This window comes from Streptomyces mexicanus, from assembly GCF_902506575.1.
Classification (GTDB): domain Bacteria; phylum Actinomycetota; class Actinomycetes; order Streptomycetales; family Streptomycetaceae; genus Streptomyces; species Streptomyces mexicanus.
Window position 1 is genome coordinate 6,550,061 of record NZ_LR732544.1, and the last position, 26,169, is coordinate 6,576,229.

General features: G+C 72.9%; 23 protein-coding genes and 2 pseudogenes. 13 read left to right on the top strand and 12 right to left on the bottom strand.

Annotation, left to right across the window (positions count from 1 at the left end; translation table 11 throughout):
• A partial coding sequence (locus GV126_RS29285; RefSeq protein ID WP_268977465.1) for a beta-L-arabinofuranosidase domain-containing protein occupies window positions 1-2,477 on the top strand: 2,477 nt, incomplete at its 5' end.
• Window positions 2,478-2,606: 129 nt separating this feature from the next.
• Here the strand turns inward: GV126_RS29285 and GV126_RS29290 are convergent.
• On the bottom strand, window positions 2,607-3,089 hold the full coding sequence (locus GV126_RS29290; protein WP_159672371.1) for a VOC family protein: 483 nt from the start codon (window positions 3,087-3,089) through the stop codon (window positions 2,607-2,609).
• A 297-nt stretch (window positions 3,090-3,386) separates the two neighbouring features.
• Here GV126_RS29290 and GV126_RS29295 point away from each other — a divergent pair, with 297 nt between their 5' ends.
• Both GV126_RS29295 and GV126_RS29300 read left to right on the top strand, forming a co-directional pair.
• Entirely contained in the window at window positions 3,387-4,025 is a 639-nt protein-coding gene (locus GV126_RS29295) for a ClpP family protease (RefSeq protein ID WP_159672373.1), read from the top strand.
• A 1-nt stretch (window position 4,026) separates the two neighbouring features.
• The gene (locus tag GV126_RS29300) at window positions 4,027-4,629 is read left to right on the top strand and encodes a ClpP family protease (RefSeq protein WP_028423535.1); all 603 of its coding nucleotides are present in this window, start codon (window positions 4,027-4,029) and stop codon (window positions 4,627-4,629) included.
• Between the two features lie 222 nt (window positions 4,630-4,851).
• Here the strand turns inward: GV126_RS29300 and GV126_RS29305 are convergent, their stop codons facing one another.
• A complete protein-coding gene (locus tag GV126_RS29305; RefSeq protein WP_419796011.1) occupies window positions 4,852-5,301 on the bottom strand; it encodes a helix-turn-helix domain-containing protein in 450 nt (149 codons plus the stop codon).
• A gap of 293 nt (window positions 5,302-5,594) precedes the next feature.
• On the opposite strand from GV126_RS29305, the gene GV126_RS29310 reads away from it, so the two are divergent.
• Window positions 5,595-6,479, top strand: coding sequence for an RNA polymerase sigma factor SigF (locus GV126_RS29310; RefSeq protein WP_159672375.1), 885 nt, complete (start codon window positions 5,595-5,597; stop codon window positions 6,477-6,479).
• A gap of 199 nt (window positions 6,480-6,678) precedes the next feature.
• Here GV126_RS29310 and GV126_RS29315 read toward each other — a convergent pair whose 3' ends face one another.
• Window positions 6,679-7,131, bottom strand: a complete 453-nt coding sequence (locus GV126_RS29315; RefSeq protein ID WP_159672377.1) for an ATP-binding protein — start codon at window positions 7,129-7,131, stop codon at window positions 6,679-6,681.
• Window positions 7,132-7,278: 147 nt separating this feature from the next.
• Here GV126_RS29315 and GV126_RS29320 point away from each other — a divergent pair, with 147 nt between their 5' ends.
• Window positions 7,279-8,559 carry a streptophobe family protein gene (locus tag GV126_RS29320; protein WP_159672379.1) on the top strand — a complete coding sequence of 427 codons (1,281 nt, stop codon included), beginning with the start codon at window positions 7,279-7,281 and terminating at the stop codon, window positions 8,557-8,559.
• Window positions 8,560-8,790: 231 nt separating this feature from the next.
• On the opposite strand, the gene GV126_RS29325 is transcribed toward GV126_RS29320, so the two are convergent.
• Window positions 8,791-9,201, bottom strand: coding sequence for a hypothetical protein (locus GV126_RS29325; RefSeq protein WP_159672381.1), 411 nt, complete (start codon window positions 9,199-9,201; stop codon window positions 8,791-8,793).
• Between the two features lie 319 nt (window positions 9,202-9,520).
• Here GV126_RS29325 and GV126_RS29330 point away from each other — a divergent pair, with 319 nt between their 5' ends.
• Complete coding sequence (locus GV126_RS29330; RefSeq protein WP_159672383.1) at window positions 9,521-9,919, top strand: nuclear transport factor 2 family protein; 399 nt, start codon at window positions 9,521-9,523, stop codon at window positions 9,917-9,919.
• 213 nt (window positions 9,920-10,132) lie between these two features.
• On the opposite strand, the gene mgrA is transcribed toward GV126_RS29330, so the two are convergent.
• Window positions 10,133-11,125, bottom strand: a complete 993-nt coding sequence (gene mgrA, locus GV126_RS29335) for an L-glyceraldehyde 3-phosphate reductase (protein WP_159672385.1) — start codon at window positions 11,123-11,125, stop codon at window positions 10,133-10,135.
• Window positions 11,126-11,267: 142 nt separating this feature from the next.
• Here mgrA and GV126_RS29340 point away from each other — a divergent pair, with 142 nt between their 5' ends.
• Together GV126_RS29340 and GV126_RS29345 are read left to right on the top strand one after the other, a co-directional pair.
• Entirely contained in the window at window positions 11,268-12,143 is an 876-nt protein-coding gene (locus GV126_RS29340) for a LysR family transcriptional regulator (protein ID WP_159672387.1), read from the top strand.
• A 128-nt stretch (window positions 12,144-12,271) separates the two neighbouring features.
• Window positions 12,272-12,787 carry a mycothiol transferase gene (locus tag GV126_RS29345; RefSeq protein ID WP_159672389.1) on the top strand — a complete coding sequence of 172 codons (516 nt, stop codon included), beginning with the start codon at window positions 12,272-12,274 and terminating at the stop codon, window positions 12,785-12,787.
• Here the strand turns inward: GV126_RS29345 and GV126_RS29350 are convergent.
• From GV126_RS29350 to GV126_RS29365, 4 genes are all read right to left on the bottom strand, one after another.
• On the bottom strand, window positions 12,751-13,839 hold the full coding sequence (locus tag GV126_RS29350; RefSeq protein ID WP_159672391.1) for an adenosine deaminase: 1,089 nt from the start codon (window positions 13,837-13,839) through the stop codon (window positions 12,751-12,753). The two genes, GV126_RS29345 and GV126_RS29350, sit on opposite strands and share 37 nt — an antisense overlap.
• A gap of 80 nt (window positions 13,840-13,919) precedes the next feature.
• On the bottom strand, window positions 13,920-14,312 hold the full coding sequence (locus GV126_RS29355; RefSeq protein WP_159672393.1) for a VOC family protein: 393 nt from the start codon (window positions 14,310-14,312) through the stop codon (window positions 13,920-13,922).
• Between the two features lie 99 nt (window positions 14,313-14,411).
• Window positions 14,412-15,341 carry a M48 family metalloprotease gene (locus GV126_RS29360; RefSeq protein WP_159672395.1) on the bottom strand — a complete coding sequence of 310 codons (930 nt, stop codon included), beginning with the start codon at window positions 15,339-15,341 and terminating at the stop codon, window positions 14,412-14,414.
• On the bottom strand, window positions 15,338-15,709 hold the full coding sequence (locus GV126_RS29365; protein WP_159672397.1) for a BlaI/MecI/CopY family transcriptional regulator: 372 nt from the start codon (window positions 15,707-15,709) through the stop codon (window positions 15,338-15,340). Before GV126_RS29365 ends, GV126_RS29360 begins: the two co-directional genes overlap by 4 nt.
• Window positions 15,710-16,057: 348 nt before the next feature.
• On the opposite strand from GV126_RS29365, the gene GV126_RS29370 reads away from it, so the two are divergent.
• The 3 genes and pseudogenes from GV126_RS29370 to GV126_RS29380 all read left to right on the top strand — a co-directional run bounded on the left by GV126_RS29370 (window position 16,058) and on the right by GV126_RS29380 (window position 20,414).
• Window positions 16,058-18,574 (top strand): ATP-dependent Clp protease ATP-binding subunit, encoded by a 2,517-nt coding sequence (locus GV126_RS29370; protein WP_159672399.1) that lies wholly within the window; start codon window positions 16,058-16,060, stop codon window positions 18,572-18,574.
• 35 nt (window positions 18,575-18,609) lie between these two features.
• Complete coding sequence (locus GV126_RS29375) at window positions 18,610-19,593, top strand: Dyp-type peroxidase (RefSeq protein ID WP_159672400.1); 984 nt, start codon at window positions 18,610-18,612, stop codon at window positions 19,591-19,593.
• Between the two features lie 4 nt (window positions 19,594-19,597).
• Window positions 19,598-20,414, top strand: a pseudogene (locus GV126_RS29380) (family 1 encapsulin nanocompartment shell protein).
• 30 nt (window positions 20,415-20,444) lie between these two features.
• Here the strand turns inward: GV126_RS29380 and GV126_RS29385 are convergent.
• Both GV126_RS29385 and GV126_RS29390 read right to left on the bottom strand, forming a co-directional pair.
• Window positions 20,445-22,763: an FdhF/YdeP family oxidoreductase gene (locus GV126_RS29385; protein ID WP_159672401.1), complete on the bottom strand. Its 2,319-nt coding sequence runs from the start codon at window positions 22,761-22,763 to the stop codon at window positions 20,445-20,447.
• Between the two features lie 37 nt (window positions 22,764-22,800).
• Window positions 22,801-23,322 carry an SRPBCC family protein gene (locus GV126_RS29390; RefSeq protein ID WP_159672403.1) on the bottom strand — a complete coding sequence of 174 codons (522 nt, stop codon included), beginning with the start codon at window positions 23,320-23,322 and terminating at the stop codon, window positions 22,801-22,803.
• A gap of 316 nt (window positions 23,323-23,638) precedes the next feature.
• Between GV126_RS29390 and GV126_RS29395 the strand changes: the two are divergent.
• A pseudogene (locus tag GV126_RS29395) lies at window positions 23,639-24,867 on the top strand (cytochrome P450 family protein).
• Between the two features lie 120 nt (window positions 24,868-24,987).
• Here GV126_RS29395 and GV126_RS29400 read toward each other — a convergent pair.
• On the bottom strand, window positions 24,988-25,662 hold the full coding sequence (locus tag GV126_RS29400; RefSeq protein WP_159672405.1) for a TetR/AcrR family transcriptional regulator: 675 nt from the start codon (window positions 25,660-25,662) through the stop codon (window positions 24,988-24,990).
• A gap of 80 nt (window positions 25,663-25,742) precedes the next feature.
• Here GV126_RS29400 and GV126_RS29405 point away from each other — a divergent pair.
• On the top strand, window positions 25,743-26,169 hold a 427-nt coding region (locus GV126_RS29405), incomplete at its 3' end, for a biotin carboxylase N-terminal domain-containing protein (protein ID WP_328707356.1).

Sequence of the window (26,169 nt, forward strand, 5' to 3'; positions counted from 1 at the left end):
ACACCACCCCCGCGGACCAGCGCGTAGGGGGCCGCCGCAGGCTCCAGATGTGTATAAGAGCCACCTCCCGCCCCCGCCCCTTCCCGCTGACCGCGGTGACGCTGCTGGACAGCCCGTTCCGCGACAACCAGCGCCGCAACTCGGCCTATCTGCGCTTCGTCGACCTCGACCGGTTGCTGCACACCTTCCGCCGCAACGTCGGCCTGCCCAGCTCCGCCCAGCCCTGCGGCGGCTGGGAGGCTCCCGACGTGGAGCTGCGCGGGCACTCCACCGGCCACCTGCTGTCCGGGCTGGCCCTGGCGTACGCCAACACCGGTGACACCGAACTGCGGGACAAGGGCCGCCGGCTCGTCGCGGCGCTCGCCGCGTGCCAGGCGGCCGCACCGCAGGCCGGGTACGGCAAGGGGTACCTCTCGGCGTTCCCGGAGAGCTTCTTCGACCGGCTGGAGGCCGGCACCGGCGTCTGGGCGCCGTACTACACCATCCACAAGATCATGGCCGGGCTCGTCGAGCAGTACCGGCTGGCCGGGAACGACCAGGCCCTGGACGTCGTGCTGCGCCAGGCCGCGTGGGTGGACGCGCGCACCGGGAAGCTGTCCCACGAGCAGATGCAGCGGGTGCTGGAGACGGAGTTCGGCGGCATGAACGACGTGCTCGCCGACCTGCACGCGCTCACCGGCGACGGGCGGTGGCTCAAGGTCGCCGAGCGCTTCACGCACGCCCGCGTGTTCGACCCGCTGGCCCGCGGCGAGGACCGGCTGTCCGGGCTGCACGCCAACACGCAGATCCCGAAGATGGTCGGCGCGCTGCGGCTGTGGGAGGAGGGCCTGAGCGAGCGCTACCGGACGATCGCCGAGAACTTCTGGCGGATCGTCACCGGCCACCACACCTACGTCATCGGCGGCAACAGCGACGGAGAGGCCTTCCACGACCCGGACGTGATCGCGGGGCAGCTGTCCAACACCACCTGCGAGAACTGCAACAGCTACAACATGCTCAAGCTGACCCGGCTGCTGCACTTCCACGCCCCGGACCGCACCGACCTGCTCGACTACTACGAGCGGACCCTGTTCAACCAGATGCTCGGCGAGCAGGACCCCGACTCCGCGCACGGCTTCAACATCTACTACACCGGCCTCGGCCCCGGCGCCTTCAAGCAGCAGCCGTCCTTCATGGGCTCCGACCCGAACGCCTACTCCACCGACTACGACAACTTCTCCTGCGACCACGGCACCGGCATGGAGACGCAGGCGAAGTTCGCCGACACCCTCTACACGCACGACGACCACAGCCTGCTGGTCAACCTGTTCGTGCCCTCGCAGGTGGCGTGGCGGGAGAAGGGCATCACCTGGCGGCAGACCACCCGGATCCCCGACGGCGACACGACGACGCTGACGGTGACGGCCGGCCGGGCCGCGCACCGGCTGCTGGTGCGGATCCCGTGCTGGGCGTCCGGCGCCCGTGCGAAGCTCAACGGCCGCACCCTGCCGGAGCGTCCGGCGGCCGGCAGTTGGCTGGTGCTGGAGCGGTCCTGGCGCACCGGTGACCGGGTGGAGGTCACGCTGCCGATGCGCACGGTCGTGGAGCCGACGCCGGACGACCCCGACGTCCAGGCGGTGCTGCACGGACCGGTGGTGCTGGCCGGGGCCCTGGGCGAGAAGGCGGATCCGTGGCTGCCGCGGCTGGACACCGGCTCCCTGCGGCAGCGCTCACGCGACCCGCTGCGCTTCTCCGCCCGCGCCGACGACGCGGAGGTGACGCTGCTGCCGATCGCCCGCGTGCACCACCAGCACTACAACGTCTACTGGCTGACCGGGCAGCCGCCGTCCCCTCCCCCGGCGTTCGCCGCCTGGCACCGTTTCGACGAGACGTCCGGCACCACGGCCGCCGACGCCACCGGCAACGGCCGCACGGCGCACCTGGCCGGGGGCGCCTCCTGGTCCGCGTCGGGGCGCGTCGGCGGGGCCGTCGCCCTGGACGGCACGGACGGGCACGTGGTCCTGGCCGAGGATCTGCTGGCGGGCGCGTCCGCGTACTCGCTGGCCGCGTGGGTGCGGCTGGACGGGCAGCCCGGGGCGTGGAGCCGGATCGTGGACATCGGCACCGGCACCACGGCCAACCTGTTCCTCACCCCGCTCAGCGGCGACGGCACGCTGCGCTTCGCGATCACCGCGGGCGGTGCGGGCGCCGAGCAGCGCATCGACGCCGACCCGCTGCCCGCCGGGCGGTGGGTGCACGTGGCGGTGGCGTACGGCGGCGGCACCGCGGTGCTGTACGTGGACGGCGCGGAGGCCGGCCGCAACACCGCCGTCACCGTCGAACCCCGCCACTTCGGCAACCACGTGCGCACCGGGTACGTGGGCAGGTCGCAGTACGCCGACCCCTACCTGAAGGGCGCGGTGGACGACCTCAGGGTCTACGGGCGGACCCTGGGCGCGCAGGAGGTGGCCGCCCTGGCACGGGCGGACTCGGCCTAGCGACGCGCCCACGGCGCGGGGACGGACACCGCGCCACGGCGTTGGGACGGAAACCCGCGCGCCCACGGCGCGGGATCCGGGCGGGCGGCCCACTCCCCCGGACGGGTGGGCCGCCCGCCCCGCCGCCCGTCACTCACCCGCGTACGCCCGCTTCAGGGCGGCGATGTCCAGCTTGGACATGCCGAGCATCGCTCGGGTGGTGCGGGCCGCCTTCTCCGGGTCGGGGTCGGCGATCATCTCGGTCAGTCCGTCCGGGATCACCTGCCAGGACACGCCGTACTTGTCCTTCAGCCAGCCGCACGGGCCGGGCTGCCCGCCGTTCTCGGTGAGCTTGGCCCAGTAGTGGTCGACCTCCTCCTGGTCGGCGCAGTGGATCTGGAAGGAGATCGCCTCGTTGAAGGTGAACTGCGGCCCGCCGTTCAGCGCGACGAAGCGGTGGCCGTTGGCCGTGAAGTCCACGGCGATCACGGAGCCCGCCGGGCCCGGGCCGGCCTCGGTGTAGCGGCCGATCGTGCCGATGCTGGAGTTCTTGAAGATCGACACGTAGTAGTGGGCGGCCTCCTCGGCCTGGCCGTCGAACCAGAGACAGGTGGTGAATCCTTCGGTGGCCACGGGGTCCTCCTCGCGTACAGGATGCGGTCACCTGTTTCGACCGGCCGGAGCGGGCAAACTCATCGCTCGGCGGGAGACCGATTCGCGGTGATCTTCCAGGGGCCGGGCCGCGCCCGCCGGGCCGTGCTCGCCGGGCCGCGCCCGCCGGTCTGTGCCCGCCGGACCGGATCGCGGGGCCGGGGTCCGGGAGCCGTTCTGCCGGTGGCGAATCTGCCGCGGGCAGAGAAACCGCCTGGGGCGCCCGCCCCGGGGCGAAGGTGGAGTCGACGGCAACCACGCCGACGACGAGGAGACCCGATGACTCCAACGACCACCCTGACACCACGCGCCGAGGACGGCGAGACCCGGCCCAGCCAGTTCGACGACCACCTGGCGGCCCAACTGCTCGCCCAGCGGATCGTGGTCCTGGGCACACAGGTCGACGAGGTGTCGGCCAACCGGGTGTGCGCCCAGTTGCTGCTGCTGTCGGCGGAGGACCCGCGCACCGACATCAGCCTGTACATCAACAGCCCCGGCGGCTCCGTCACCGCCGGGCTCGCCATCTACGACACGATGCGGCTCATCCCGAACGACGTGTCCACGCTCGCCATGGGCTTCGCCGCGAGCATGGGCCAGTTCCTGCTCACCGTCGGCACCCCCGGCAAGCGGTACGCGCTGCCGAACGCGCGGATCATGATGCACCAGCCGTCGGCGGGCATCGGCGGCACCACCGCGGACATCGAGATCCAGGCGGAGAACCTGGAGCACATCAAGCGGACCATCGAGCGGCTGACCGCCGAGCACACCGGGCAGAGCGTGGAGACGATCTCCCGGGACGGCGACCGGGACCGCTGGTTCACCGCCGAGCAGGCCGTGGAGTACGGAATCGTGGACCGGGTGGTGGAGTCGCTGGCCGACGTCCACCCGGCCACCTCGCGCCGGCGGATGGGGCTCTGACATGGGGTCGTACACCGTTCCGTACGTGATCGAGCGGACCGCGCAGGGCGAGCGGTCCTACGACGTGTTCAGCCGGCTGCTGAACGAGCGGATCATCTTCCTCGGCACCGAGATCGACGACGGCGTCGCCGGCGTCGTCATCGCGCAACTGCTCCACCTGGAGTCCGCGTATCCGGAGCACGAGATCTCGATCTACATCAACTCGCCCGGCGGCTCGTTCACTTCGCTCATGGCGATCTACGACACCATGTCGTTCGTGCAGTCGCCGATCTCCACCTTCTGCGTGGGCCAGGCGGCCTCCACGGCGGCGGTGCTGCTGGCGGGCGGCGACCCGGGGCGGCGGTTCGTGCTGCAGCACGCGCGGGTGCTGCTCGGGCAGCCGGCCAGCGCCGGACGGCAGGGCACGGTCTCCGACCTCACGCTCCAGGCCAAGGAGATGGTCCGGATCCGCTCACAGGTCGAGGAGGTGCTCGCCCGGCACACCGGCCACGACATCGCCTCCCTGCGCGCCGACATGGACCGCGACAAGGTGTTCACCGCCGAGGAGGCGGTCGCCTACGGGCTGGCCGACGAGGTGCTCAGCCGCCGCGTGGTGATGGCCTGACGCGGCGGCCAGGACACGGGGAGGGCGGGTGGCACGCCTTCAGCACGGGCCGTGGCGCGCCGCCGCGCGGGCCGGTGGGGCCACCGCCGTGCGGGCCGGCGGCGCACCGCCGGCCCTGCGGCCTGCGACCTGCGGCCTGCGCGCCCTGTGGGGGCCGCGGCCTGGTGCCGGGAGTGCCGGTGCCGCTGCCCGCACGGGTACGGCGTCGCGGGCGGTGCGCCGTCAGGCGGCCAGGCACATCCCGTCGCGGCGGGAGACGGAGGCGCCGCGGCCACCGCGCGGCGACGTCGTGCTGCCGAGCCGGACCAGCCGGCCGTGTGCCAGTGCCAGCAGGTCGCCGAGGCCGAGCCCGAGGGCCTGCGCCGCGGCGGCCAGGACCTCCGAGGACGCCTCCTTGCGGCCGCGTTCGATCTCGGACAGGTACGGCACGGAGATCCGGGCGGCGTCGGCCACGTCCTTGAGCGTCCGCTCCTGGCCGAGCCGCTCGCGCCGCAGGACGTCCCCGACGAGGTCGCGCCACAGCGGCTCGCGGGGCGCGGCCGGGGCGGCCGGGACGATCGGAGCGGTCGGGGCGGCACGGTGCGCGGTGCGGCCGGCGGCACGGTCCGCGGTGCGGTCCGCACTCCGCTCGAAGGGGATGACGGTGGCGTGCTTCGGCGCAGGATCGGTCACCCCTTCAGATTAGGAGCCGCGCCCGCCCACGGAAGGGTTCGGCATTCCGCCCTCGGTGAAGCACGGGCACGAAAGGAGTGAAAGGTGCGAAATACAGGGAAGGGTTTCAAGAGGCCCTTCTCCTGACGCTCCTGACACTTCATCGCCTCCCGTCCGCGCCGGGCCGCGCCCCCACGCCCCGGCGCCGGTCGATTTTCCGTCACCCGGCGACCGGCCCAGCATGCCGCGAGTGAGCCGGGGTAGACGCACGGCGACAAGGCAGAGGTCGAACCGTGACTTTCGTGGGAGAGGCAATGGACACCGCCGTGACCCGGTCCGAGGCAGTTCTCGAGCAGTGCGCGGAGAACGGAACGGACGGCGCACCCCTGCCGGCGGTGGCGGACCCGCGTACGGTCGCGCCGCGCGACGCGCGTGAGCTGTCCCGGCACTTCTTCCGGCGCCTGGCGGAGCTGGAGGAGGGCACGCACGAGTACCAGTACGCCCGCAACACGCTCATCGAGATGAACATGTCGCTGGTGCGGTTCGCGGCCGGCCGGTTCCGCAACCGCGGCGACGACATGGAGGACATCGTCCAGACCGGGATGATCGGCCTGATCAAGGCGATCGACCGGTTCGAGCTGTCCCGCGAGGTGGAGTTCACCTCCTTCGCGCTGCCCTACATCGTCGGTGAGATCAAGCGCTTCTTCCGCGACACGACCTGGGCGGTGCACGTGCCCCGGCGACTGCAGGAGCTGCGGGTGGAGCTGGCCCGGGCGCGCGAGGAGCTGTCGAGCCGGCTGGACCGGGAGCCGACCGTGGGCGAGCTGGCCACGCTGATGAACCTCTCCGAGAAGGAGGTCGTCGAGGCGCAGGTCGCCGCGAACGGCTACAACTCCGCCTCCCTGGACGCCGCCCTGACCGGGGACGGCCCGGAGGACGGCGAAGCGGTCCTCGCCGACTTCATCGGCGTGGAAGAGGAGGGCATCAGCCTGGTGGAGGACGTCCACTGCCTGGCGCCGCTGGTGGCGAACCTCGACGAACGGGACCGGCAGATCATCCATCTGCGGTTCGTGGAGGAGGCCACCCAGGCGGAGATCGGCGCCCGGCTCGGCTGCTCGCAGATGCACGTCTCCCGCCTGATCAAGCGCATCATCGCGCAACTGCGGCAGGGCATGCTGGGCGACCTCGACCGCGCCTGAGGCACCCGCCGCCCGACGCAGCGACCGGGCCGGCCCGGGCCCGCATCGTACGGGGCCGGGCCGGCCCGGTCGCACCGGACCGCACGCGCTCCACCGGGCTCCGTCGCGTTCCGGACTCGCGGGACTCGCCCTCCTGCCGGCCTTCGGGGTCGCCGGACCGACGGGGCCGGACCGACGGGGCCGGACCGACGGGTCGGGCTCAGTCGCGTTCGAGCCGGACCACGGCCCGCACCCGCTTGCCCACGGGCACCCGTTCCGCGCTCACCTCGGCGGCCAGGGCGTGCACGATCTCCAGGCCGTGCCGACCCACGCGCTCGGGGTCCGTCGGATAGCGCAGGGGCAGGGCCGTGCTGCTGTCGTACACCGACACGCTCACCGTGGTGTCCGTGCCCTCAAGCTCCAGGATGTACGGCCCGTCACTGTGCCGGTCGGCGTTGGTGACCAGCTCGCTCACCACCAGGAGCAGAGCCTCCCCGGAACGGGGGCCGACCTCGGCGCACCACTCGGTCCTCAGCTGCTGCAGGAAGTGCGCGGTGAGGGAACGCGCGTCGGCGATGCACCCGGGCTCGCCCGTGTAGTGCACCGTCCGCCGCAGTGGTTCCACGGGTACGTCGAAACCCCTGGTTATCACGGTCCCGTCCTGCTCGATCATGCGTGTCACTCTCGAAAATCCGGTCCTGTCGGACGCTACTGCCCCTGTGCTGTTACCCAGAGCCGCGCCCGCCAGTCCACCCGACTCGGCGGGCGCGGACGGACCGTCCGAGGGGCGCGCGGCCCGGCGGCTGCTTAGCGTGGCAGCGTGAGCCGCCCGTCGCCTCCCCCCAACGCGCCGGCACCGGCACCGGCCGTCCGGACCGGCTGGATCCGGGCGGCGGCCACGGTCCTGGCCGCGCTCGCCGCCATGGGCGTGGTCGCCGCCCTGGGACTGTGGGCGGCCGGCGCCGCGCGCCTGCCGGACGACGCCTTCCCCCGGGTCGTCGCCGCGACCGTGGTGACGGCGGTCGGCGGCAGCCGGGAGCTGTCGGGCGACGCGGGGCCGCTGGCCCGGACGCACGCCGGTGTGACGGTGATGCCGCTGTCGGTCACCCTCACCGGGGCGCGCGTCATGGCCGCCGGCTTCCGGCGGCCGCTGCGCCGGCGGGCGCCGGCCGGGCCGGGGCACCTGGGCGGATGGACCGCCCATGTCGCCGTCCTGTGGTCGGCGGCGCTGGTCGGCCTGGCGTTCGCCGCCCGGCAGACGTTCGCCGTGGACCTGGGCAACGGGGTGCTCGACGCCCTCGGCGGCCTGTTCGGCGTCGAGCCGCGGGTCGGCTTCACCACGCAGGTGGGCCTCACCGTGGTCTTCGGGCTGCTGTGGCTGGCAGGCGTGCTGCTGGTGGCCCTGGCGGCGGCCGGGCGGGCGCCGCTGCCGCCACGGCTGCTCCGGTTCGGGGCGTCGGTGCGCCGGGGGGTGCGGGCCATGGTGGCACTGCTGCTGGCGTGCGTGGCCGTGGGCGTGGTCGTGGCGCTGGTCACGGCGGGCACCCGCGGGCACGCGGCCGACACGTTCGCCCTGGTCCTGCTGGGGCTGCCCAATCTCACCTGGTTCGCCTTCACGATCGGCCTGGGCGCCACCTGGCACGGGCGGGTGGACGGCCCGTTCGGACTGCCGGTGCCGCACCTGCTGGACGAGGTGCTGCGCACGCCGGACGTGTCCACCGTGAACCTGCTCACACTCGCCGAACACGACGGCCGGGTGTGGTGGCTGGTGGTGGCCGACGCGGTGCTGCTGCTCGGTGCCGCGTTCCTCGCGGCGGCCCGCTCCCCGGCCGGGACGCCGCTGTGGCGGCACGCGGTGCGCATGGCGGTGGCGCTGGTCCTGACGGTGCTGACGGTCTGTCTCGTCGGCCGGATCTCCGCCCACTACGGGCTGTCCCTGCTCGGCATCGGGGACGTCGGCGGCGGCCTGTCCGGGGAGGTGCTCCTGCGGCCGCGCCTGTGGAGCGCCCTGGGCCTCGCCGCGCTGTGGGGCCTGGTCACGGGCGGCCTGGGTGCCCTCCCGGCGCGCTTCCCCCGCGCCCGGCGCCCATCGCCGTCGTAGGGCGCCGACGCGCGTGCGGGCGGACCGGACCCGGCAGGGTGCCGACGCGCCTGTGAACGGTCCCGGACCCGCCGGGCGGCGGCGCGGGTGCGGCGGACCCGGACCCGGCAGGACGAGGGCGCAGGTGCGGCGGACCCGGACCGGGCAGCGCGGCGGCGCGCCAGCATCGGACCGGGGCCCGTCGGGCGGCGGCTCGTGCGGCCGACGCGGAGCCTGCCGGGCGGCGGTGCGTCAGGCCATCGGCACGGCCAGGTCGGGCAGGGTGCGTTGCATGCGCAGCGCGTCGACGGACTCCGCGAGCAGTTCGTACTCCGTGGTGTCGTCGCCGGCGGCGATGCGCACCAGCCTGCCGTCGGCCAGTTCGTCGGCCACCTGTTCCTGCCGGTCGGGATCGGCGCACCAGGCCCGCAGGACGGCGGGCACGTCGGGCACGGTCTCGGGCACCGGGACCAGCGCCCCGGTCGGCACGTAGGGGGTCTCGGGGCCGGGGTCGAGCCGCTCGGCGATCCAGGACGCCCGGTCGCGCAGCCACCACAGGGCCAGGGCCAGCGTCGGGGCGCGGTAGGTGCCGAGCGGGACGCCGATCCGGCGGCCGTCGCACACCCCGTACGCCGTGACATGGCACAGGAATTCGTCGTGCACTGCTCCTCCCCCGTGGCGTCGTCGCCTGGTGGTTCGTGCCTCGCTCTCCGTGCGGCTCCTGCGGCGCGTGTGCCGTGCTGCGTCCCTGCACCCGAGTATGTTCACCGCTGAAACAGTGTCACCATGTCTTTCCGGCCAGTCTCCTGGCATATTCACCGGCCCTTGTGGCCGAAACGGTGCGACCGCGCCGTCGCGCGGGCATGACCCCGGCGGTAATCGACCCCGCCCCCGCGCCCCGGGCATGGTGGTCCCACCGGGTCGCCGACGAGGGGATCCGGACCCTGACCAGCAGCCACGCCCACGACGGAGGCGATGTCCCATGTCCGCACCCACCGACCGCTACGAGAACGCCGCCGCCCGCTACCTGGAGGCCTGGAACGCCCGCGGCCCCGAGGCCCTGAGCAAGGCGGTGGCCGCCGCCTGGGCCCCGGACGGCAGCTACACCGACCCGCTGGCCGACGTCCGCGGCCACGAGCAGATCGCGGCCGTGATCGCCGGCGCGCACGAGCAGTTCCCAGGGTTCTCCTTCCGGCTCAGCGGCACGGTCGACGGGCACCACGACACCGCCCGCTTCTCCTGGGAGCTGGTCGCCGATGGGGGCGCCCCCTCTGGGGAAGGCTCCGCGCCGGTCGCCGGGTTCGACGTGATCACCCTGGACGACGAGGGCCGGATCCGGTCGGTGTTCGGCTTCCTGGACCGGGTGCCCGAGGGGGCCTGAGAGGGGCTGAGCCCCGGGGCCGGGCGGGTCCGGCGGCCGTCCCGACGACGAGGCGCCGCTCACCCCCGTCCGGCGGCGCTACGACGCGACGACGAGGCGGCCGCCCACCTCCGATGAGGTGGACGGCCGCCTCCGAGCCGTTGTTCAGCCCTGTGCCGCCATCGGCGGCCCTACGACGCCTTCGACAGCACCCACGGCGCCTTCGGCAGCGCCCTACGGCCGGACGATCGCGTCGATCCGGGCCAGTTCCTCCGCGTCGAAGTCCAGGTTGCCGAGGGCGGCCACGCTGTCCTCCAGCTGCTGCGGGCTGCTCGCGCCGACCAGCGCCGAGGTGACCCGCCCGCCGCGCAGCACCCAGGCCAGCGCCAGTTGGGCCAGGCTCTGACCGCGGGACTTGGCGACGTCGTCCAGGGCGCGCAGCCTGCCCACCAGGTCCTCGGTCAGCGCGTCGGAGGTGAGGAAGGGGCTGTCGCTCGCGGCCCGGGAGTCCTCCGGGATGCCGTCGAGGTAGCGGCCGGTCAGCAGGCCCTGCTCCAGCGGGGAGTAGGCGATGGAGCCGACCTGCAGGTCCTCGAGCGCGTCGAGCAGGCCCTCCTCCTCGGGGCGGCGGTCCAGCATCGAGTAGCGCGGCTGGTGGATCAGCAGCGGGGTCCCCAGCTCGCCGAGGATGCGAGCGGCCTCGCGGGTCTGCTCGGCGGAGTAGTTGGAGACGCCGACGTAGAGGGCCTTGCCCTGCTGCACCGCCGAGTGCAGGGCGCCCATCGTCTCCTCCAGCGGAGTGTCCGGGTCGAAGCGGTGCGAGTAGAAGATGTCGACGTAGTCCAGGCCCATGCGCTTCAGGCTCTGGTCGAGCGAGGACAGCAGGTACTTGCGCGAGCCCCATTCGCCGTACGGGCCGGGCCACATCAGGTAGCCGGCCTTGGTGGAGATCACCATCTCGTCGCGGTACGGCGCGAAGTCGGCGCGCAGCGCCTCGCCGAAGGCGGTCTCGGCCGCACCGGGCGGCGGCCCGTAGTTGTTGGCCAGGTCGAAGTGGGTGACGCCGAGGCCGAAGGCGCGGCGCAGGATGGCCCGCTGGGTGGCGACCGGCCGGTCCGGGCCGAAGTTGTGCCACAGGCCGAGCGACAGCGCGGGCAGGTGCAGGCCGCTGCGGCCGGTGCGCCGGTAGGGCATCTCGGCGTAGCGGTCGGGATGGGCGGTGAACAACGCGACTCCATGAGGGGTTGGCACACGGACGACCGGTTCGCCGCCGCTGCGCGGAAAACCGGTCGTCCCCACTCTCGCCCGGCCCGCGGGCAGTGGTCCAACAGGTAAATCCGATGGGATTCAGCGACTACGCTTCTCAATCATGGAACTGCGCCATCTCGAGCACTTCGTCGCGGTCGCCGAGGACCAGCACTTCACCCGGGCGGCGGAGCGGCTGATGGTCTCCCAGTCGGGTCTGTCCGCGTCGATCCGGGCGCTGGAGCGGGAGTTGCGGGCGCCGCTGTTCGTGCGCACCACCCGCCGGGTGGCCCTGACGGAGGCCGGGCGGGCGCTGCTGGGTGAGGCGCGGCGCGTTCTGGCCCAGGTGCGGGCGGCGCACGAGGCGGTGGCCGCGGTGCAGGGCGTGCTGCGCGGCACGCTGACCCTGGGCACCGAGCAGTGCATCGCCGGGGTGCACGTGGCGGGGCTGCTGGCCGCGTTCCGGCGGCGCCATCCGGACGTGGAGATCCGGCTGCGGCAGGCGGGCTCGGGTGACCTGGCGGAGGGGGTCGCGGCGGGCCGGCTCGACCTGGCGTTCGCCTACCGGACCCGCCCGGACACCGACCAGCTGCGTTCGGTGCCGCTGGCCGCCGAGCCGATGACCGTGCTGTGCCACCCGGACCACCCGTTCGCGGCGACGGGGGCCGCGCTCACCCCGCAGGACGTGGAGGGCGGGGTGTTCGTCGACTTCCACCCGGACTGGGGGCCGCGCCGCGCCGCCGACGCCGTCTTCGCCGCGGCGGGCGTGGGGCGCACGGTGGCGCTGGAGGTCAACGACGTGCACAGCCTGCTCGACCTGGTCGACGAGAACCTCGGCATCGCCGTCGTCCCGCGGCACTTCCGGCACAAGCGGCCCTCGCTGACGGCCCTGGCGCTGAAGGGCGTCGGCGAGGCGTCCTACGAGACGGTCGCCCTGCTGCCGTCCGAGCAGGCCACCGGCCCGGCGGCCCGCGCCCTGATCACGCTGCTCGCCCCCTGACCGTGCCGCCGATGCCCTGATCACGCCGCTCGCGCCCGGCCCGTCTCGCCGACGTCCTCAACGCGCCGTCGAGGGCCGGGTGCCGGGTTCCGGGCGCATGACGGCCCGCGATGCGCGATGGTGGTCGTATGCATGCGAAGGACATCCTCATCGACGGCTACGGCCGCATCCGGGAAGAAGTCCATGCCGCCCTCGACGGCCTCGGCCCGGACGAGCTGAACGCCCGCCCGGCGCCCGACACCAACTCCATCGCCTGGCTCGTCTGGCACCTGACGCGGGTGCAGGACGACCACATCGCCGACGCCTTCGACCTCGACCAGGTGTGGCTGTCCCAGGGCTGGGAGAAACGCTTCGGCCTGGACCTGCCGCGCCACGACACCGGTTACGGGCACAGCCCCGCCAAGGTCGCCAAGGTGCGCGTGGAGTCCGCCGACCAGCTGACCGGGTACTACGACGCCGTCCACGAGCAGACCCTCGGGGCGCTGCGTGGCCTGGCCGCCAAGGCCCTCCAGCGGATCGTGGACGGGCGCTGGGACCCGCCGGTCAGCCTGGGCGTGCGGCTGGTGAGCGTCCTGTCCGACGACCTTCAGCACGCCGGACAGGCCGCCTACCTCAGGGGGCTGCTGCAGAGCACGGCCTCGTAGCCCGGCAGGACGACGTCCTCGATGAGAGCCCTGCGCTCGTCGAACGGGAGGAACGCGCTCTTGAGGGCGTTCACCGTGACGGTGCGCAGGTCCTCGACCGTCCATCCGGCCTGCTCCACCAGCAGGGACATCTCCCGGGTCATGGTCGTGCCGGACACCAGGCGGTTGTCGGTGTTGAGGGTGACGCGGAAGCCGAGGTCCTTCAGGGCGGTGATGGGGTGCTCGGCGATGGAGGCGGCAGCACCCGTCTGCAGGTTGGAGGTGGGGCACATCTCCAGGGCGATGCGCCGGTCGCGCACCCAGCCGGCCAGCCGGCCCGGCTTGCCGTCCACGATGTCGTCGGTGATGCGCACACCGTGGCCGATGCGCTGGGCACCGCACACCTGCAGGGCCTGGTGGATGCTGGGCAGCCCGTGCGCCTCGCCGGCGTGGATGGTGAAGGGGACGCACTCGCGGCGCAAGTACTCGAAGGCGGCGAGGTGGTCGGCGGGCGGGAAGCCGTCCTCGGCGCCGGCGATGTCGAAGCCGACGACCCCGGCGTCCCGGTAGGCGACGGCCAGGTCGGCGGCCTCGCGCACCCGGTCGAACATCCGCATGCCGCACAGCAGCGTGCCCACGCGGACCGGCGTGCCGGCCGCCGCCGCCTTCGCCATGCCCGCCGCCAGGCCCTCCTGGACGGTCTCCACCACCTCGGCCAGGGACAGCCCGCCCCGCAGCATCAGCTCGGGCGCGTAGCGGACCTCGCCGTAGACGACGCCGTCCGCGGCGAGGTCGAGCACGTACTCCTCGGCGGTGCGCAGCAGGCCCTCGCGGGTCTGCATCACCGCCAGGGTGTGCTCGAAGGTGGCTATGTAGCGGACCAGGTCGCCGGAGTTGGCCGCCTCGTAGAACCAGGCCGCCAGCTCGTCGGGGTCGGTGGCGGGCAGCCTGTGCCCGACCGCCTCCGCCAGCTCGACGACGGTGGCGGGACGCAGCCCGCCGTCGAGGTGGTCGTGCAGGACGGCCTTGGGCAGGCGGCGGATCACATCGGCGTCTACGCGCGTAGCAGTCATGGTGGGTCTTTCCTGGAGATCTTCCCTCGAAGTCGTTCCTCGAAGGCAGGGCGGAGCGGGGTGCGAGTGCGGGGCGGGGATCAGCCGGCGGGCTGCAGCAGGTCCCAGCGGTTGCCGTACAGGTCCTGGAAGACGGCGACGATGCCGTACGGCTCATGCCGGGGCTCCTCCAGGAAGGTCACGCCGGCGGCCGTCATACGGGCGTGGTCGCGGGCGAAGTCGTCGGTGTGCAGGAAGAAGCCGACGCGTCCGCCGGTCTGGTCACCGACGCGGGCGGCCTGCGCCTCGCCCTTGGCCCGGGCCAGCAGCAGACCCGCCCCCGACGCGCCGGGGCCCGGCTCGACGACGACCCAGCGGGAGCCGTCGGGGCGCGGCGCGTCCTCGGCCAGCCGGAAGCCGAGGGCCTCGGTGTAGAAGGCGATCGCCTCGTCGTAGTCGTCGACGACGAGGGTGACCAGGGCGATGCGTCTCATCGAAACCTTCCGTGGGGGCGATCAGCGGGAGGTTATACGTAAAACCTCGGGTGCGCCAGTCACCCCGCTTCCCGCGCGGCGGACGCGGGGGAAGCGGGGTCAGCGCGACGCTTCGCCTTGCGCGACCTCCACCCGGTGGTGGAAGTCGATCACTCCGGTGGCCGAGGCGGTGCAGGAGACGGCGGTGCAGGCCAGCAGCGCGGCGGCGATCCACCGCGCGGGGCGGCGCGAGGCGTGCGGCGCGGCGAGCAGGGCCCGCACGCGCTGCGGTACCGGACCGGAGGTGGCCGCGGCCGCGCACCCCGGACGCTGGGACCGGGTGCGCTGTCCGGCCAGGGCGGCGCGGGCGATCGCCCGGGCGGTCAGCCGGCGGTCCCCGACGGCCGCCGCGGCGGCCTCGTCGGCGGCGCGCTCGGCGGCCAGGCGGACGGTGGCGCGCACCGGGCGCAGCGCGGGATGGCAGTGGGCGGCGAGTTCGGCGGCGACCAGGAAGTAGTGGTGGCGGCCGCGGTTGTGGGCCCGTTCGTGGGCGAAGAGGACCTCGCGCTCGGCGGCGTCCAGGCTGCGCAGCATCGCCGTGGTGACGACGATGCGGTGCGGACGGCCGGGCAGGGCGTAGGCGTCCGGGTGCGGCGAGTCGATCACGCACAGGTCACCGGCGGCGGGCCGGCGGCCGGCCGCGGTGCGCGCCCTGCGCACCGCCCGGATCTCCCGCAGCGCCGCCCGCGCCAGCGTCACCGCGCACACGGCCAGCGCGCCCACGGACACGGCGGCCGAGGGCACCACGACCAGGTCGGAGGCGGTCCGCAGCGGGTGCACCAGCTCGCCCAGGGCCGCGAAGGCCGGCAGCTTGAGCAGGCCGGTGAGGACGAGGGCACCCAGTGCGGCCAGCGAACAGCCGGCCGGCACGACGACGGAGACGGTGATCAGCCACAGCGCGGTCACCGGCGCGAGCCGGTGCACGGCATGCCGGGCCGCCGGCGGCACGGCGCAGGGCAGCAGCAGCGTCAGGAACAGCAGCGCCGTCATCGGTCACCGGATTCGAGCAGATCGCGCAGGATGCGCTCGTCGTCGGGGCTGAGCTGGGCGACGAAGCGGGCGAGGACCGTCTCCCGGTCGGTGTCGCGGTCCAGCTCGGAGTGCATGCGGCGGGCGGTCAGACCGGGCGCGTCCTGCAGGGGGGGGTAGGCGTAGCCGCGCCCCTGACGGCGCCGCCCCACCATGCCCTTGTCGTGCAGCCGGGTGAGGATCGTGGTCACCGTGGTCCGGGCCAGACCGGCGCCGAGACCCGCCTGGACCTGCCCCGGGGTCAACGGCGCGTCCGCCGACCACAGGACGGCCATGACACTGGCCTCCAGCTCGCCGGCCGGCCTGCGTTCGTCCTTGGCGTCGGTCATGGGAAGGTTCCTCACCCCGTTCTTCGTGTCTACAGTCCAGTAGACCGTCGGCCCCATGGTAGTCGCCGGGAGGCGGTCGCCGGAGGCGAGCCGCCTTGGGCGACGGCGGTGGAGCCCCTGCCGGGGCCTGCCGCGAGCGGTCCTCCAGGCGTGCGGCAACGTCCCACGCCGGGCGATGCGGTGTCGGCCCGACAAGCTGCCGGGGTCGGCACCCGGCGATAGCTTGGAGTCATACGGCCGAGCGGCGCACGGGCACCGGCCCGGCACTCCTGGTGGTGCGACGGCTCATGACCGCTCGCGGTGCAGCACGCACGCATGACCGCCCGACTTCACGCATCTGGAGTTCTCATGTCGATGTCGTTCGGTTCGGCTTTCGGTTCGTCCGACCCCTTCAGCGAGTTGCTGAACCGGTTCTTCGGGATGTCTCCCGCCTCGTCGCCCCCGGCGGTGCAGCGGGTGCCGATCGGGCGGCTGCTGAGCGAGCCGTCGCAGGAGCTGATCAACCGCGCCGCGCGGCGGGCGCTGGAGGACGGGACGCCGGACCTCGACACCGAACACCTGCTGTGGGCGGCGACGCAGGTGGAGCCGTCGCGCACCATCATGGCGCAGGCAGGTGTGGACCCCGAGGAGTTCGCCTCGAAGATCGCCGACGCGCTGCCGAAGGAGTCGAGCGAACCCTCGGCGCAGCCCGGGCTCACACCGGCCGCCAAGCGCACCCTCGCCGACGCCTACGGCCGGTCGCAGGCGGCCGGCGCTTCCTACATCGGCCCCGAGCACATCCTCGGCGCACTGCTGGACAGCACCGGCAGCGGAGCCGCCCGTCTGCTCCAGGACACCGGACTGGACGCCGAGCAGCTGCGCGGGCGCACGGACAAGCCGGCCCGCACGGACGCCGCTCAGACGGCCGGACGCACGCCGTCGACGACGCTGGACGAGTACGGGCGGGACCTGACGGAGGAGGCGAAGGCCGGGAAGCTGGATCCGGTGGTGGGGCGCGCGGAGGAGATCGAGCAGACGGTGGAGATCCTCTCGCGGCGGTCGAAGAACAACCCTGTGCTGATCGGGGAGCCGGGCGTGGGCAAGACCGCGATCGTGGAGGGGCTGGCGCAGCGGATCGTGGCCGGTGAGGTGCCGGCGACGCTGAAGGACAAGCGGGTCGTGGCACTCGACCTGTCGGGGATGGTGGCCGGCGCGCAGTACCGGGGGCAGTTCGAGGAGCGGTTGAAGAAGGTCATCGAGGACGTGCAGGCGGCCGGCGGGGACATCATCCTGTTCATCGACGAGATGCACACGGTGGTCGGCGCGGGGGCGACGGGCGAGGGATCGATGGACGCCTCGAACATGCTCAAGCCCGCCCTCGCACGCGGTGAGCTGCACGTGGTGGGGGCCACGACGATCGACGAGTACCGCCGGCACGTGGAGAAGGACGCGGCGCTGGAGCGCCGGTTCCAGCCGGTGATGGTGTCCGAGCCGACGGTCGAGGAGACCGTGGAGATCCTCGAGGGCCTGCGGGACGCGTACGAGGCGCACCACCAGGTGCGGTTCGCGGACGGGGCACTGGCCGCGGCGGCGGAGCTGTCCGACCGCTACATCTCCGACCGGTTCCTGCCGGACAAGGCGATCGACGTGATGGACCAGGCCGGTGCCCGGGTGCGGCTGCGCAGCGCCGGGCGCTCCACCGAGGCGGTCGGCCTGGAGGACCGCATCGCCCGGCTGCGCAGGGAGAAGGACCAGGCGGTGGCGGTGGAGGACTTCGAGAGGGCCTCCGCGCTCAAGCAGCAGATCGACGAGGCGGAGGCCGAACTGGCCGGCCTCACCGAACGCCGGGAGGGCGTGGTGTCGGTGACGGCCGCGGACATCGCGGACGTCGTCTCGCGGCGCACCGGGATCCCGGTGGCGCAGTTGACGGCCAGTGAGAAGGAGCGGCTGCTGCACCTGGAGGAGGAGATGCACGAGCGGATCGTCGGCCAGGACGAGGCGGTCACCGCCGTCTCCCAGGCCGTGCGCCGCAACCGGGCCGGCATGGGCGACCCGAACCGGCCCGTGGGCTCCTTCCTCTTCCTCGGCCCCACCGGGGTGGGCAAGACCGAACTGGCCAAGACGCTCGCCGAGTTGCTGTTCGGCGAGGAGAACCGGATGATCCGGTTCGACATGAGCGAGTTCCAGGAGAAGCACACCGTGGCCCGTCTGGTCGGTGCCCCTCCCGGTTACGTCGGGTACGAGGAGGCCGGGCAGCTCACGGAGAAGGTGCGCCGCCGGCCCTACAGCGTGGTGCTGTTCGACGAGGTGGAGAAGGCCCACCCGGACGTGTTCAACACGCTGCTGCAGATCCTGGACGACGGCCGGCTGACCGACGCCCAGGGCCGCACGGTGGACTTCCGGCACTGCGTGATCATCATGACCTCCAACATCGGCGCCCAGCGGATCATCGACCACCAGGGCGACGTCACCGAGTTGAAGGACGAGCTGATGGAACTGCTGCGCACGCGGTTCCTGCCGGAGTTCCTCAACCGCATCGACGACATCATCCTCTTCCACAGCCTCACCGAGCAGGACCTGTCGCGGATCGTGGACCACCTGCTCGACCAGAGCCGGCGCCGCGTCCACGCCCAGGGGATGAGTCTGGAGGTCACCGAGGCGGCCAAGAAGCTCCTCGTCGCCCACGGCACCCAGCCCGAGTTCGGGGCCCGCCCCCTGCGCCGCACCATCCAGACCGAACTGGACAACCGCATCGCCGCCCTGCTCCTCGGCGGCGAGGCCGAGCCGGGCGACACCATCGTCGCCGACGTCCTCAAGGACACCCTTCACTGCACCGTCCGTCGGCCCGAGACCAGTGAGCGGGCGGCGACGGCGGGCGCTCACTGAGCGGCGCCGTGCCGGCGCGGGGAGAGGCAGATGCCGTGGGGGAACCGCAGTCCGTGATCGCCCCGCCGGCGAAGTCCGCCGTGTTCCTCGTCTGCACCCTGACCTCCGGGGGCGAGACCGCCGTACGCGACCTGCTCCCGGACGTGGCCGGATTGCGGCGATCGGTGGGGTTCCGGGCCCCCGACGCCGAGCTGACCTGCGTCGTCGGGATCGGCTCCACCGCATGGGACCGGCTCTTCGCCGGCCCGCGCCCGCGTGAGCTGCACCCGTTCGTGCCGCTGACCGGCGCCCGCCACCACGCGCCGTCCACCCCCGGCGATCTCCTGTTCCATCTGCGGGCCCGCCGCATGGACCTCTGTTTCGAGCTGGCCCAGCTGATCACCGAACGGCTGCGCGGAGCGGTCACCGTGGTCGACGAGGTCCACGGCTTCAAGTCCTTCGACGAACGCGACCTCCTCGGTTTCGTCGACGGCACCGAGAACCCCGAGGGACGGCTCGCCGAGGACGCGGTGCTCATCGGTGACGAGGACCCGGCGTTCATCGGCGGCAGCTACGTCATCGTCCAGAAGTACCTGCACGACCTCACCGCCTGGAAGGCGCTGCCGATCGAGGAGCAGGAGAAGGTCATCGGCCGGACCAAGTCGGACAACGTGGAACTGCCCGACGACGTCAAACCCGCCGACTCCCACGTCGCCTTGAACACGGTCACCGACGAGGACGGCAACGAGCGGAAGATCGTGCGGGACAACATGCCGTTCGGCCGGGTCGGGGACGGGGAGTTCGGCACGTACTTCATCGGCTACGCCCGCACCCCCGAGGTGACCGAGCACATGCTGCGCAACATGTTCCTCGGCGACCGTCCGAACGTCCACGACCGGATCCTGGACTTCTCCACCGCGGTCACCGGCTGCCTCTTCCACGTGCCGAGCGCCGCCTTCCTCGACGATCCGCCCGGGCCGCCCGCGCGGACGGCCGTGGTGGACGGTTCGCTGGGGATCGGCAGCCTCAAAGGAGCCTGATCACATGACCACGCCCGCCGTGAGCACCAACCTGCACCGTGACCTCGCGCCGATCACCCCGTCGGCGTGGGCGCAGATCGAGGACGAGGGCCCGCCGCACCTTCCGGCGCCATCTGGGCGGCCGCCGTGTCGTGGACGTGACCGGACCCGACGGGCCCACGCTGGCGGCGGTGGGCACCGGCCACCTCACCGGCATCGAGGCTCCCGCGCAGGGGGTCACCGCGCGGCTGCGACAGGCGCGGCCGCTGGTCGAGTTGCGTGTCCCGTTCACGGTCGGCCGGGATGCGGTGGACGACGTCGAGCGCGGCGCACAGGACTCCGACTGGCAGCCGGTGAAGGACGCGGCGCGCACCATGGCGTTCGCCGAGGACAAGGCCGCCTTCGAGGGGTACGCGGCAGCCGGCATCGACGGACTGCGCGGGCGCACCTCCCACCCCGCGGTCGCCCTGCCGGCGGAGCCCCGGGACTACCCGGACACGGTCAGCCGGGCGCTGACGACGCTGCGGCCGGCCGGCGTGGCAGGCCCGTACGCGCTGCTGCTGGGCGCCGACGCCTACACCGCGGTGAGCGAGACCTCCGACCACGGCTACCCCGTCGCCGAACACCTGGGCCGGCTGCTGGACGGGCCGCCCATCTGGGCGCCCGTGCTCGACGGCGCCTTCCTGCTCTCCACCCGGGGCGGTGACTTCGAGCTGCGGCTGGGCGAGGATCTCGCGATCGGCTACACCGTGCACGATGCGCACACCGTCGACCTGTACTTCCGGCAGACGCTGACCTTCCTGGTGTACACCGACGAGGCGGTGGTGGCCCTCACCTCCTGAGCCACCTCCGCCACCTCAATGTCAGGTCGGTCAGGAGGGGGAGGCTCCGGTGGGTTCCAGACGGACCACGACGCCCTTGGACGTCGGCTGGTTGCTGATGTCGGCCACGCTGTCCAGGGGCACGAGGACCTGGGTCTCCGGGTAGTAGGCGGCGGCGCAGCCCCGGCTCGTCGGGTAGGGGACCACCTCGAAATCGTCGGCGCGGCGCTCGGCGGCGTCGCTCCACACACCGACCAGGTCGACGTGCTGTCCTCCGGTCAGGCCCAGTTCCTTCAGGTCGTCCGGGTTGACCAGCACCACCCGGCGGCTGCCGTGGATGCCCCGGTAGCGGTCGTTGGGTGTGTAGGGGACGGTGTTCCACTGGTCGTGGGAGCGCAGCGTCTGCAGCAGCAGGTGCCCGTCGGGGAGGTGCGGCGGCTGCCAGGTGTTGCGTGTGAACAGCGCCTTGCCCACGGCGGTGGGGAACACGCCCTCGTTGACGGGGTTGGGCAGCTGGATGCCGCCGGGGCGGGCCACCCGTCGGTTGAAGTCGTGCAGTCCGGGCACGATGCGGGAGATCCGGTCGCGGATCGTGCCGTAGTCGGCCTCGAACCGCTCCCAGGGGATGCCGGCCTTGCCGTCCAGGGTGCGGCGGGCCAGCCGGCACAGGATGGCGACTTCGCTGAGCAGGAGCGGGGAGGCCGGCTTGAGCCGTCCGCGGGAGGTGTGCACCTCGCTCATCGAGTTCTCCACGGTGACGAACTGCTCCCCGCCGGCCTGGACGTCCTGTTCGGTGCGGCCGAGGGTGGGCAGGATGAGCGCGGTCCGCCCGCAGACGGTGTGGGACCTGTTCAGCTTGGTGGAGATGTGGGCGGTCAGGCGGCAGGTGCGCAGGGCCGCCTCGGTGACGGCGCTGTCCGGTGCGGCCCGGACGAAGTTCCCGGCGAGCGCCAGGAAGAACGCGACACGGCCCTCCCGCATCGCCTTGATGGAGTTCACCGAGTCCAGCCCGTGGGCGCGCGGCGGATCGAAGCCGAACTCCCGTTGCAGCGCGTCCAGGAAGGAGTCGGGCATCTGCTCCCAGATGCCCATAGTGCGGTCGCCCTGCACGTTGCTGTGGCCGCGCACCGGACACGCGCCGGTGCCGGCCCGGCCGAGGTTTCCGCGCAGCATCAGGAAGTTGACGATCTCCCGGATGGTGGCCACCCCGTGCTTGTGCTGGGTGACACCCATGGCCCAGCAGACGACGACCCGTTCGCTGCGCAGCACGTCGTCGCGGACCTGCTCGATCCGCGCGCGGGTCAGCCCGGTCGCGGCGAGCACGTCGTCCCAGGACAGGCCGCGCGCGTGTGCGGCGAACTCCTCGAAGCCACTGGTGTGGGTGCGGATGAAGTCGTGGTCCAGCACCTGCCCGGGCCGGGCGTCCTCGGCCTGGAGCAGCAGCAGGTTCAGTGCCTGGAACAGCGCCAGGTCCCCACCGGCCCTGATGTGCAGGAACCGGTCCGCGATCCGCACCCCACGTCCGATCACGCCGCGTGCCTTCTGCGGGTTCTTGAACCTCAGCAGGCCGGCTTCGGGCAGGGTGTTCACCGCGATGATGCGGGCGCCGTTGAGTTTGGCCTGTTCCAGCGCGGATAGCTGCCGCGGGTGGTTGGTCCCGGGGTTCTGCCCCACCAGGAAGATCAGGTCGGCGTGGTGGAGGTCGTGCAGGCTGACCGTGCCCTTGCCTGTGCCCAGTGTCTCGTGCAGCGCGAACCCGCTGGACTCGTGGCACATGTTGGAGCAGTCGGGCAGGTTGTTGGTGCCGAAGGCACGGGCGAACAGCTGCAGGACGAACGCGGCTTCGTTGCTCGCCCGGCCCGAGGTGTAGAAGACCGCCTGGTCCGGCGAGTCCAGGGAGTTCAGCTCCGCGGCGAGCAGCCCGAAGGCGTCGCTCCAGCTGATCGGCTCGTAGTGGTCGGACTCCGGCCGCTTCACCATCGGTTCGGTGAGCCGCCCCTGGTGGTTCAGCCACATGTCGGACTGCCGGCTCAGCTCGGAGACGGAGTGCGTGCGGAAGAAGTCGGCGGTGACGCGGCGGGTGGTGGCCTCGTCGTTGATGTGCTTGGCGCCGTTCTCGCAGTACTCGTTGCGGTGCCGGTGGCCCGGTGAGGGGTCCGCCCAGGCGCAGCCGGGGCAGTCGATGCCGTCGACCTGGTTCATGGTCAGCAGGTCCACCCCGGTCCTCAGCGGGGAGGTCTGCTGCAGCGAGTACTCCAGGGCGTGCACCACGGCGGGAACGCCTGCCGCCCACTTCTTGGGCGGGGTCACGGCGAGATGGTCGTTCGGCTGGTCGAGCCGGTCCGTCGGCTCTTCGCCGGGCTTGTTCATAGGTGTTGCCTCTCGCGTGGAGTCGCCGCACGGCCGCTCAGCCGACCGGCCAGCAGGGCACCCGGCTCCTGGGCGGCTCGGGTTCCGTGGGGCGCACGTGTCCGTTGCGGATGGTTCCCCGCCAGGCGCCGCCCGCCTCCCCCAGTCCCTCGATGTACTCCTTGAAGTGGCGAAGTTCCGCCCGCACGACCCGCCGGGTCAGCCCGGGGACACCGGTGAGCGCACCGGCCAGGCCGTGCCGCCGCAGCTCCAGCCGTACGCCGAGCGACGTACCGCTGCCCTGCGCGGTGGGCCGGAACGACACCTGCCCGCGGTGGGAGGGCCGCCGCTCCAGGCTCCGCCAGGCCACATGGGAGTCGGGCTCCTGCTCGACGATCTCCGCCTCGAACTCACGGCACACCGGTCCCACGCCGATGACCCACGCGGTGACGTTGGGCTTGACCTGCTCGACCCGCTTCACCACGGTCATGAACCGGGGGAAGCTCTTGAACTGGGTCCACTGGTCGTACGCGGTCCGCACCGGTACGGCGATCTCGATCGTTTCCTCGATGGTGTTCATGGTCCACCCATCTCCCGGGCCCACCGTCTCCCAGTGTCACCGCCCGGCGCGCGGGCCGCCACACGACGTCGGCCGTGCACCCGGCGGCCTTCGTCCACCGGATCGGGGACGAGCCCACAAGGCGCCCTGTCGCCGGAGCGCCGGCCGGGCGTACCCTGCGGCCCGGCCGTGCGCCACGCCCAATGGCCCTCTCCCGTCCGTATCGCCCCCATCCTCATCTCCCGTCCTGGTCCTCCGTCCTCATCACGCCGTCCGCATCACCCTGTTCGCATCACGCGTCGCCGAACTCGCCCCCTTCGCTGAAGGAGACTCACTCGTGACCGAGCATCCGTTACTCGTTCTCGACCCGACCGGCTCCGATCACCACGCCGAGCACCGGGCCCTGCGCGCCCAGGGCGCGGCCGCCCGCGTGGACATCCTCGGTGTGACCGCCTGGGCCGTCACCGACCCGGCCCTCCTCAAGCGCCTGCTGACCAGCCCGGACGTCTCCAAGGACGCCGCCCGGCACTGGCCGGCGTTCGCCGAGACCGCGACGACCTGGCCACTGGCGCATTGGATCACGGCGCGGAACATGTTCACCGCCTACGGCGCCGACCACCGCAGGCTGCGCCGCCTGGTCGCGCCCGCCTTCAGCGCCCGCCGCGTCGAGGCCCTGCGTCCCGCCGTCGAGGCCCTCGTGGCGGCCGCTCTGGACACGTTGGCCTCACTGCCCCCGGGGCAGAGCGTCGACCTGCGCGAGCACCTGGCCTACCCGCTCCCCATCGCGGTGATCGGTCGCCTCATGGGCGTCCCCGACCACCAGCGCGACGGCTTCCGTGCCATGGTCGACGGCGTCTTCGACACCACGCTCACCACCGAGCAGGCCGCCGCGAACACGGCCGCCGTGTACCAGGCCCTCGACCGGCTGATCGCCGCCAAGCGTGCCGAGCCCGGCGACGACATGACCTCCCTGCTCATCGCCACCCGCGACGACGAGGGCGACGGAGGCGGCCTGTCCGACACCGAGCTGCGCGACACCCTGCTGCTGATGATCAGCGCCGGCTACGAGACGTCAACGTCATCGACCAGGCCGTCACCGCCCTGCTCACCGACCCCGAACTGCTCGCTCACGTGCGCGCGGGACGCACCGCCTGGTCGGACGTCGTCGAGGAGACGCTGCGGCACGAACCGGCCGTCAAGCACCTCCCCCTGCGCTACGCCCTGAAGGACATCGCCCTGCCCGACGGCCGGACCATCGCCCGGGGCGAGGCCATCCTCGCCTCCTACGCCGCCGCCAACCGGCACCCCGACTGGCACGGCTTTGACGCCGACCGCTTCGACCCCACTCGCGCGGTGAAGGATCATCTGGCCTTCGGGTACGGCGTCCACTTCTGCCTCGGCGCTCCCCTCGCCCGCCTCGAAGTCGCCACAGCGCTGCGGATGCTGTTCGAGCGGTTCCCCGGCATCCGGCTCGCCGTGCCCGCCGCCGAACTGCGGCCCTACCCCTCGCTCATCAGCAACGGCCACCGGGCCCTGCCCGTCGTCCTGCGCCCCGCGGACCACTGACCCGGCCGGCGCCGGTGGCCGCACCCCCCTCCGCGGCGACAGCAGCGTCCACGGACGACAGCCCGCCCCCGGACGCGGAGCCGTCCACCGGCGCCGACCCGTCCACCAGCCCGGAGATGCCTACCGGCGCCGACCGTCCTCCGACCCGGTCCGGTCGGCCGCCGCGCCCTGCGCCGCCGGCGCGACCCCGAGCAGCCGCAGATACATGTCGGTCAGCTGCGCGACCGTCCCGGCCCGCGTGCCGGGGTCCTGGGCGACGCCCGGCGCGAAGACGGCGATCATGCCGCCGGCCGCGGTGGCGACGGCCTCGGGTGACGCGGCCGGGTGCGCAACCCCCCTGCGCGCCAGATGCGCCACATAGCGGGCCCCGCGCTCGCGCGGGCGGGCGTGGATCTCCTCCCGCAGCGCGTACATCGCCGGATCGGTGAGCGCCTGGTGTTCCAGGACGGTGAGGAAGGCAAGGTGCTCCACGTACGCGTCGAGGTAGGCCGCGATGGTCGCCTCGGCCACGGCGTAGGGATCGTCGGCGTCCAGCCCGTGCAGCTCCTGCGCGGCCAGGAACCCGTCGCGCACCTCGCCGGCCAGCACGCCGAAGACGGCCTCCTTGGAGGCGAAGTAGACGTAGAACGTGGCCCGGCCGACCCCGGCGGCGGCCGTGATGTCGGCGATCGTGGTCCGGGCGTAGCCGCGCCGCTCGAAGACCGCGCGCGCCGCCCGCAGCAGGTGGGCACGGGTGGCGCTGTCCTCCCGGTCGCGCTTCTCCCGCGTGCTCCACGCCTTCCTCTCACCCGCCATGGCGACCACCCTATTGACGTTGACGCCAGTGTCAACGCAGACTCGCTGCGCGCAGACCGGCCCGAGAGGGGACGCATCCCGTGAGCACGCATCCCGTGAGCAGTGTCCTGATCGCCAACCGCGGGGAGATCGCCGTCCGCGTCCACCGCGCCGCCGCCGCTCTCGGGCTGCGGACCATCGCCGTGTTCGCCGCCGAGGACCGCGACACGCCGCACGTGCGCCTGGCCGACGAGGCGCATCTGCTGCCCGGCGAGGGTGTCGCGGCCTATCTCGACGCCGAGCGGATCGTGGACGTGGCCCGGCGCACCGGCTGCGCGCTGGTCCACCCCGGGTACGGATTCCTCAGCGAGAATGCGGAGTTCGCGGCGTTGTGCGCCCGGGCGGGACTGACCTTCGTCGGCCCCTCCCCCGAACTGCTGGCCCTGTTCGGCGACAAGGCCCGCGCACGGGACCTCGCCGCCCGGCACGGGGTGCCGGTCCTCGCGGCGACACCGGGCGGGGTGGGCC

Excerpts from the sequence above, each read along its gene's own strand:
- GV126_RS29295 (WP_159672373.1), top strand. The coding sequence starts at position 3,387 with ATGACTCCAACGACCACCCTGACACCACGCGCCGAGGACGGCGAGACC.
- GV126_RS29300 (WP_028423535.1), top strand. The coding sequence starts at position 4,027 with ATGGGGTCGTACACCGTTCCGTACGTGATCGAGCGGACCGCGCAGGGC.
- GV126_RS29310 (WP_159672375.1), top strand. The coding sequence starts at position 5,595 with ATGGACACCGCCGTGACCCGGTCCGAGGCAGTTCTCGAGCAGTGCGCG.
- GV126_RS29315 (WP_159672377.1), bottom strand. The coding sequence starts at position 7,131 with ATGATCGAGCAGGACGGGACCGTGATAACCAGGGGTTTCGACGTACCC.
- GV126_RS29330 (WP_159672383.1), top strand. The coding sequence starts at position 9,521 with ATGTCCGCACCCACCGACCGCTACGAGAACGCCGCCGCCCGCTACCTG.
- GV126_RS29340 (WP_159672387.1), top strand. The coding sequence starts at position 11,268 with ATGGAACTGCGCCATCTCGAGCACTTCGTCGCGGTCGCCGAGGACCAG.
- GV126_RS29345 (WP_159672389.1), top strand. The coding sequence starts at position 12,272 with ATGCATGCGAAGGACATCCTCATCGACGGCTACGGCCGCATCCGGGAA.
- GV126_RS29350 (WP_159672391.1), bottom strand. The coding sequence starts at position 13,839 with ATGACTGCTACGCGCGTAGACGCCGATGTGATCCGCCGCCTGCCCAAG.
- GV126_RS29355 (WP_159672393.1), bottom strand. The coding sequence starts at position 14,312 with ATGAGACGCATCGCCCTGGTCACCCTCGTCGTCGACGACTACGACGAG.
- GV126_RS29360 (WP_159672395.1), bottom strand. The coding sequence starts at position 15,341 with ATGACGGCGCTGCTGTTCCTGACGCTGCTGCTGCCCTGCGCCGTGCCG.
- GV126_RS29365 (WP_159672397.1), bottom strand. The coding sequence starts at position 15,709 with ATGACCGACGCCAAGGACGAACGCAGGCCGGCCGGCGAGCTGGAGGCC.
- GV126_RS29370 (WP_159672399.1), top strand. The coding sequence starts at position 16,058 with ATGTCGATGTCGTTCGGTTCGGCTTTCGGTTCGTCCGACCCCTTCAGC.
- GV126_RS29385 (WP_159672401.1), bottom strand. The coding sequence starts at position 22,763 with ATGAACAAGCCCGGCGAAGAGCCGACGGACCGGCTCGACCAGCCGAAC.
- GV126_RS29390 (WP_159672403.1), bottom strand. The coding sequence starts at position 23,322 with ATGAACACCATCGAGGAAACGATCGAGATCGCCGTACCGGTGCGGACC.
- GV126_RS29400 (WP_159672405.1), bottom strand. The coding sequence starts at position 25,662 with ATGGCGGGTGAGAGGAAGGCGTGGAGCACGCGGGAGAAGCGCGACCGG.